Annotated in this window: 7 protein-coding genes and 1 pseudogene; 1 reads left to right on the top strand and 7 read right to left on the bottom strand. The window is 61.3% G+C overall.

All coding sequences use genetic code 11. From position 1 onward, the window contains the following. The 7 genes and pseudogenes from OQK_RS13445 to bioB form a co-directional block, all read right to left on the bottom strand. Positions 1 to 931 (bottom strand): annotated as a pseudogene (locus OQK_RS13445) (phenylacyl-CoA dehydrogenase); the annotation flags it as partial. A 274-nt stretch (positions 932 to 1,205) separates the two neighbouring features. Then, entirely contained in the window at positions 1,206 to 1,502 is a 297-nt protein-coding gene (locus OQK_RS13440; RefSeq protein ID WP_016772865.1) for a hypothetical protein, read from the bottom strand. A gap of 108 nt (positions 1,503 to 1,610) precedes the next feature. After that, positions 1,611 to 2,291, bottom strand: coding sequence for a dethiobiotin synthase (gene bioD / locus OQK_RS13435; RefSeq protein WP_016772864.1), 681 nt, complete (start codon positions 2,289 to 2,291; stop codon positions 1,611 to 1,613). Beyond that, positions 2,288 to 3,097: a malonyl-ACP O-methyltransferase BioC gene (gene bioC / locus OQK_RS13430; RefSeq protein ID WP_016772863.1), complete on the bottom strand. Its 810-nt coding sequence runs from the start codon at positions 3,095 to 3,097 to the stop codon at positions 2,288 to 2,290. The genes bioD and bioC overlap by 4 nt, the downstream gene beginning before the upstream one ends. Beyond that, on the bottom strand, positions 3,090 to 3,821 hold the full coding sequence (locus OQK_RS13425) for an alpha/beta fold hydrolase (RefSeq protein ID WP_016772862.1): 732 nt from the start codon (positions 3,819 to 3,821) through the stop codon (positions 3,090 to 3,092). Before OQK_RS13425 ends, bioC begins: the two co-directional genes overlap by 8 nt. Continuing rightward, complete coding sequence (gene bioF / locus OQK_RS13420) at positions 3,814 to 4,992, bottom strand: 8-amino-7-oxononanoate synthase (RefSeq protein ID WP_016772861.1); 1,179 nt, start codon at positions 4,990 to 4,992, stop codon at positions 3,814 to 3,816. Before bioF ends, OQK_RS13425 begins: the two co-directional genes overlap by 8 nt. A gap of 160 nt (positions 4,993 to 5,152) precedes the next feature. Next, positions 5,153 to 6,208, bottom strand: a complete 1,056-nt coding sequence (bioB, locus tag OQK_RS13415; protein WP_016772860.1) for a biotin synthase BioB — start codon at positions 6,206 to 6,208, stop codon at positions 5,153 to 5,155. 91 nt (positions 6,209 to 6,299) lie between these two features. Between bioB and OQK_RS13410 the strand changes: the two genes are divergently transcribed. Further along, positions 6,300 to 6,967: ComF family protein (locus OQK_RS13410; protein WP_016772859.1), on the top strand; the 668-nt coding region annotated here is incomplete at its 3' end.

Raw genomic sequence — 6,967 nt, 5'->3', positions numbered from 1 at the left:
AGCCGATTTCGGCGTGAGCCAGACCTTGCAGTGCGGTACCGAGGCGAGCGGTGTTCATAAAGGTGAACATGCAGTTCAGACCCTTGTTCGCCGGGCCGATCAGGTAACCAGTGGCGCCGTCGAAGTTCATCACGCAGGTAGCGTTGCCGTGGATGCCCATCTTGTGTTCCAACGAACCGCAGCTCACTGCGTTGCGCGCGCCAATGGTGCCATCGGCGTTTGGCAGGAACTTTGGAACGATGAACAGCGAGATGCCTTTGGTGCCAGCCGGAGCATCCGGCAGACGCGCCAGTACGATGTGGACGATGTTATCGGCCATGTCGTGTTCGCCGGCCGAGATGAAGATCTTGGTGCCGGAAACTTTGTAGGAACCGTCGGCCTGAGGCTCGGCCTTGGTGCGCAGCATGCCCAGGTCGGTGCCGCAGTGCGGTTCGGTCAGGCACATGGTGCCGGTCCATTCGCCGGAGACCAGTTTGGTCAGATAGGCTTCCTGCTGCTCAGGGGTGCCGTGCTCGGAGATGGTGTTCATCGCACCGTGCGACAGGCCTGGGTACATGCCCCACGACCAGTTGGCTTCGCCGACCATTTCGCTCACTGCCAGGCCCAGCGACTCAGGCAGACCTTGGCCGCCGTGCTCAACGTCGTGGGCCAGGCTTGGCCAGCCGCCTTCGACGAATTGCTTGTACGCCTCTTTGAAGCCAGTCGGGGTTTTCACGCCGGACTCGCTCCAGGTGCAACCTTCGATGTCGCCCACGCGGTTCAGCGGCGCCAGTACCTGCTCACAAAACTTGGCGCCTTCCTCGAGGATGGCGTCAACCATGTCCGGCGTTGCGTCTGCGCACGCTGGCAGGCTCTGATAGTGCGCTTCGTAGCCGAGCAGTTCGTCACGAACGAAGCGAATATCACGCAAGGGGGCCTTGTAGTCAGGCATAGCGATAAACCTCTGCTGATGTAACCGGGAATGAACGACCGTGTTGAGTTGTTGTGACGGTCAAACAGTTGTTTGAAACATACGTTTACGCCGAAATCTTGTCAAGCGTCGTTCTTTTGCCGTTCGTCATCACGTTCTCCAAATGCCGGAAACTGGAAATCGCCGCGACTTCACGTAAGCCACGGGCGTTGTAAAAAGATTAGTTGAGCAAGAAGGACTTAAACGAAAAACGCCGCGACAGAGCGCGGCGTTTCGGGGTCTACAACAAATTCGATCAGGCGAAGGTATCGATGATCGTCCCGAGCACTTCGTCGGACGCCTTGGCCACCTTCACACCCAGCTCTGCCTGGATCTTGCCCTGCGACAGCTCGACGATATTGCTCGCCAGATCCGATTCTTGTGCGCGATCCACGCCGCGCAGGCGATTGACCTGCACTTCGGACGACTGGCTGGTCACCGAGCGTTCGATAGTGTTGTTGGCGATCTGGCTGGCGGCCTGATCGACGCGGTTCTGCCCGGACTGAATCGAGCTCAGCCCCGCATAAAAAGCTGTGTTGCCGGAGATTTCCATAGTCACTCTCATCCCTGCAAAGGATCAATGCTCGCCATTGAAGCAGACGCGCCAGCAAAACACCCGTCAAAAACACTAATGGCACAGTGCCTGTTCATAGCGAGAAACTTAATCGAGCAAATCCAGTTGCAAATGCTCGGCCACGGCTTCGGCGCTCAACGCTTTGAGTTTCGGCACCCGGCCCAGGCACGGCGCGGGAATGCGCTCGGCCAGGGTCGCAAGGTTTTCCTCCAGCCGCGAAGTTTTCGGATCGATAATATTGGCCACCCACCCCGCCAATTGCAGGCCATCTCGGGCAATCGCCTCGGCGGTCAGCAACGCATGACTGATGCACCCAAGCCTCACGCCCACCACCAGAATCACCGGCAGCTTCAGCGCAATCGCCAGGTCCGATAGATTGTCCTGATCCGCCAACGGCACCCGCCAGCCGCCCGCGCCTTCGATCAGGGTGAAATCGGCGTTCATCGCCAGAATCCCGCGCATCGGCGCCAGCAGCGATTGCACCGTCAGCGCCACACCTGCTTCGCGCGCCGCCAGATGCGGAGCGATCGCTGGCTCGAACGCCACCGGGTTGACCTGTTGATAAGTCAGCGGCAACGAACATTCGGCCAGCAGCGCCAAGGCATCGGAATTACGCAAGCCCTTGGGCGTGACGTCGCAACCCGATGCCACCGGTTTGCCTGCCGCCGTGCTCAAGCCAGCCGAACGCGCCGCATGGAGCAATCCGGCAGCAACCGTGGTCTTGCCGACATCGGTGTCGGTACCGGTGATGAAATAGGCTGCGCTCATAGAGGTTTCTCCAACACGGCGTACACCACCTGATACGTTGCCGGCAGCCCCGACGCCTGACGGAACCGCTCATACGCGTCGATCAGCCCGAGAATCCGCGCCCGTCCGGTCAAACCGCCCGGCCGGCCAGGATTCAGATTGTGTGCGCCCAATGCCTTCAGCTCATGGGTCAGGCTGCGCACATTCGGGTAATGCAACACGTGCGGCTGATTCTCCAACGCCAAAATGCGCATGCCACTGCCGGCACATAACTGTTCATAGCGGGCGAACTCGCGGAAGCGATTGACGTGCACCAACCCGTCGACCTGCTGCCAACTCTCACGCAACTCGAACAACGTTCCTGTACACAGACTAGCAAAAGCAAAAATCCCGCCCGGTTTCAGCACGCGCAAGGCTTCGCTGAGCACCGCTTGGAATTCGGCGCACCACTGCACCGCGAGACTGGAGAAAATCAGATCAAAGCTCGCATCCTGCAGCGGCAATCTTTCGGCATCGCCAGCAATGAAATGCTCAGCGCCACCCAACGGCCGTGCGTGACTGAGCATGCCCTCGGCAATGTCCAGCGCGACACCGCTGCCCTGGGTGAAACGCGAGGCCAGCGCCCGGGTGAAATAGCCGGTGCCGCAACCGAGATCAAGCCACCGCGACGGCATGAAACTCCCAGGCAAACGCTCAAGCAGCTGCGTGCCGACGTCACGCTGAAACTCGGCGACGCTGTCGTAACTGGCCGCAGCACGGGAAAAAGACGCCGCCACCTGACGCTTGTCGGGCAAGCCCCCAGGCAGCACAAGGGACAGGTCAGTCATCAGCGCACTCATGAAGAAAAGCCTGGATCGCGCCCGCGACTCCGTGCGGGTCTTCCAGCAGAAAAGCATGGCTGGCCTGTTCGATCAGACCAATTTCGATATCCGGCAACAGCGCGAACAACGCGCCGGCCGCTTCCGCCGGGACCAGCGCGTCCTGCCCGCCGAACAGATGAAACTGCGGGCCGCGAAACCCCTGCAACGCCTGGCGTGTGTCCAGTTGCGCAAGGAGCTCCAGACCCGCCATCAGCGCGGCCGGCGCGATGGCTGGCGCGCCAGCGAGCAGCAAGCGCGACAAGCCGCGCGGGTCTGGTGAACCTTGCGCACATAGCAGAGCGAAGCGCTTGAGCGTGGTACGCGGATCGGCCTGGCAACCGGCAAGAAACGCATCGAAAGTTTCGCCAGGCATCGCGCTCGGCCACTGTTCATGGGCGACAAACGCAGGATTGCTCGCCAGCGTGAGCAGCCCGCAGCACGCCTCACCGCGTCGTGCCGCCAACTCAGACGCGAGCATGCCGCCCAGCGACCAGCCACCAAGCCAGACTTCCTGTGGAATGCGCGCATCGAGTTCGTCGAGCCAGTCTTCAAGGTCAGCGGAGTCCAGCTCCGGCAGGGGCTCGATCTCGACTTGCAGATGCTCGTCGAAGCCACGCAATGCTGCGGCCAGCGGTTCCAGCGGCGACACGCCAAGGCCCCAGCCGGGCAGCAGAATCAGACGATTACGCATGGCTTGGCTCCAATGACAATCGGGCGAAACAATCTGCCAACCCTTCCAGCAACAGTTGCACCTGCGCCTCGCTGTGGGCGGCGGTCAGCGTCACGCGAAGGCGCGCGCTCCCGGCAGGCACGGTCGGTGGGCGAATTGCGGTCACCATCAGCCCGCGCTCGCGCAGCATCTGCGACAACCGCACGGCGCGGCCGGCATCGCCGATCATGATCGGCTGGATCGGCGTGAAGCTGTCCATCAGCTCCAGCCCGATCTGCTCGGCGCCGTGGCGGAACTGGCGAATCAGCGTCTGCAAGTGTTCACGGCGCCAGTGTTCGCTGCGCAACAGCTCGAGGCTTTTCAGCGTCGCGCAGGCAAGCGCCGGTGGTTGGCTGGTGGTGTAGATATACGGGCGGGCGAACTGGATCAGGCTTTCGATCAACTCTTCGCTGCCGGCGACAAAGGCCCCGGCGGTGCCGAAGGCTTTACCGAGAGTGCCGACCAGCACCGGCACATCGTCCTGGCTCAGGCCGAAATGCTCGACGATGCCGCCACCGTTGGCGCCCAACGGGCCGAAGCCGTGGGCATCGTCAACCATCAGCCACGCGCCTTTGACCTTGGCCGCGCGGGCCAGCGCCGGCAGGTCGGCGATGTCACCGTCCATGCTGAATACGCCATCGGTCACCACCAGTGTATTGCCAGTGGCTTTCTCCAGGCGTTTGCCCAGGCTTTCGGCGTCGTTGTGCAGATAGCGGTTGAAACGCGCGCCGGACAACAGGCCCGCGTCCAGCAACGAGGCATGATTGAGCCGGTCTTCGAGCACCGTATCGCCCTGCCCGACCAGCGCGGTGACCGCACCGAGGTTGGCCATGTAGCCGGTGGTGAACAGCAGCGCACGTGGGCGTCCGGTCAGATCGGCGAGCGCTTCTTCCAGCGCGTGATGCGGGCTGCTGTGGCCGATCACCAGATGGGACGCGCCACCGCCGACACCCCAACGTTCAGCGCCGGCGCGCCAGGCTTCGATCACCTGCGGATGATTGGCCAGGCCCAGATAGTCGTTGTTGCAGAAAGCGAGTAGCGGCTGGCCGTCCACCACCACTTCCGGCCCTTGCGGCGATTCGAGCAGCGGGCGCTGGCGATAAAGGTTGTCGGCACGACGGGCAGCAAGGCGTGCGGCGAGATCGAAAGACATGCAGGCCTCGATTTTCAAATGACACAGATCCCCTGTGGGAGCGAGCCTGCTCGCGAATGGGCGTCACCTCCAACAGGGATGTTGGCGGCCAAACCGCTTTCGCGAGCAGGCTCGCTCCCACAGGGGTTTTGCATTCCTTCAGGGCAATCCGCGCGGTTTATTACACCGCAGCGTTGTAGAACTGCTCGCTACTCTTCTGCTCCACCAGTGCCTGCTCGATCGCAGCCTGATGAACCTCATCGGAATGCTCTTCGCGGGCCTCCGGCTGGATACCGAGGCGCGCGAACAGCTGCATGTCCTTGTCCGCCTGCGGGTTGGCGGTGGTGAGCAATTTGTCGCCGTAGAAAATCGAGTTGGCGCCGGCGAAAAATGCCAGGGCCTGCATCTGCTCGTTCATCGCTTCGCGACCGGCGGACAGACGTACGTGAGATTGCGGCATGAGGATGCGCGCCACGGCGAGCATGCGGATGAAGTCGAACGGGTCGATGTCTTCGGCGTTTTCCAGCGGCGTGCCGGCGACTTTCACCAGCATGTTGATCGGCACCGACTCCGGGTGCTCCGGCAGGTTGGCCAACTGGATCAGCAGATTGGCGCGATCGTCCAGCGATTCGCCCATGCCGAGAATGCCGCCGGAGCAGATTTTCATCCCCGACTCACGCACGTAAGCCAGCGTCTGCAGACGTTCGCTGTAAGTGCGGGTGGTGATGATGCTGCCGTAGAACTCCGGCGAGGTGTCGAGGTTGTGGTTGTAGTAATCCAGACCGGCCTTGGCCAGCGCCTCGGTCTGCTCCTGATCGAGACGTCCGAGGGTCATGCAGGTTTCCAGGCCCAAGGCTTTCACCCCTTCAACCATCTTCAACACATACGGCATGTCTTTGGCCGACGGATGTTTCCACGCCGCGCCCATGCAGAATCGCGTCGAACCAATGGCTTTGGCGCGGGCCGCCTCTTCGAGGACCTTCTGCACTTCCATCAGTTTTTCTTTTTCCAGACCGGTGTTGTAGTGCCCGGACTGCGGGCAGTACTTGCAGTCTTCCGGGCAGGCACCGGTCTTGATCGACAGCAGTGTCGAGACCTGCACGCGGTTGGCGTTGAAATGTGCGCGGTGCACCGTTTGCGCCTGGAACAGCAAGTCGTTGAATGGCTGTACGAAGAGTGCTTTGACTTCGGCCAGAGACCAATCGTGACGCAGGGTGGCGGTGGTGCTCGCGCTCATGGGCAATTCCTTGGTTATGCTTGGCTGGCGCTGGGGGAAACGGAATACCCACAGGCGCTACACGGATGTTCGGCATATTTAAGGAAGAGCGATGCGCTGTCAACCGCAATACCATGGACAGGTTTACATCTGTTTAAAAAACGTACATACCTGTTTGCTGTGCGATGAGCCCGCAGAAGCACAAATGCCAATGTGCGAGGCCTGCGAAACCGAATTGCCCTGGCTCGGCAGTCATTGTCAGAGCTGCGCTTTGCCGCTGGCGGCGGATGGCCTGACTTGCGGCGAGTGCCTGCTAGAGCCTCCGGCCTTCGAACAGGTTGCCGTGCCCTGGGTTTATGGCTTCCCCGTGGACAGTCTGATTACACGCTTTAAACACAACGCAAAATGGCCGTTTGGTCACCTGCTCGCCGACGTTCTCGGCCAATACCTGCAGCATCGCTTCGCCGAGGACTTGCCGCGACCCGATGTGTTGCTACCGGTGCCGTTGGCGAATAAACGACTGCGTCGGCGAGGATTCAATCAAGCGGCGATGCTCGCGCGCTGGCTGAGTGTGTCGCTGGATTTGCCGTGTGAAGAACAGCTGCTGCGGCGAGTCATGGACACCGATGCCCAGCAGGATCTCGACGCCAAGGCGCGCAAACGCAATTTGCGCAATGCCTTTGCGCTAACGCCTGATGCAGAGGCAAGCGGCCGCCATTTCGCGCTGGTGGATGATGTTCTGACCACGGGCGCGACCGCTCAAGCGCTGGCGCGGTTGTT

It is taken from the genome of Pseudomonas sp. R62, from assembly GCF_000257605.1.
In the GTDB taxonomy this organism is placed as follows: Bacteria; Pseudomonadota; Gammaproteobacteria; order Pseudomonadales; family Pseudomonadaceae; genus Aquipseudomonas; species Aquipseudomonas atacamensis.
Note: the sequence above shows the minus strand (reverse complement) of the source record. Positions and strands in the feature narration are given on the sequence as shown.

Bases quoted from the DNA above. Each gene is read 5' to 3' on its own strand.
- bioD (WP_016772864.1), bottom strand. From the start codon at position 2,291: ATGAGCGCAGCCTATTTCATCACCGGTACCGACACCGATGTCGGCAAG.
- OQK_RS13425 (WP_016772862.1), bottom strand. From the start codon at position 3,821: ATGCGTAATCGTCTGATTCTGCTGCCCGGCTGGGGCCTTGGCGTGTCG.
- OQK_RS13440 (WP_016772865.1), bottom strand. From the start codon at position 1,502: ATGGAAATCTCCGGCAACACAGCTTTTTATGCGGGGCTGAGCTCGATT.
- bioF (WP_016772861.1), bottom strand. From the start codon at position 4,992: ATGTCTTTCGATCTCGCCGCACGCCTTGCTGCCCGTCGTGCCGACAAC.
- bioC (WP_016772863.1), bottom strand. From the start codon at position 3,097: ATGACTGACCTGTCCCTTGTGCTGCCTGGGGGCTTGCCCGACAAGCGT.
- bioB (WP_016772860.1), bottom strand. From the start codon at position 6,208: ATGAGCGCGAGCACCACCGCCACCCTGCGTCACGATTGGTCTCTGGCC.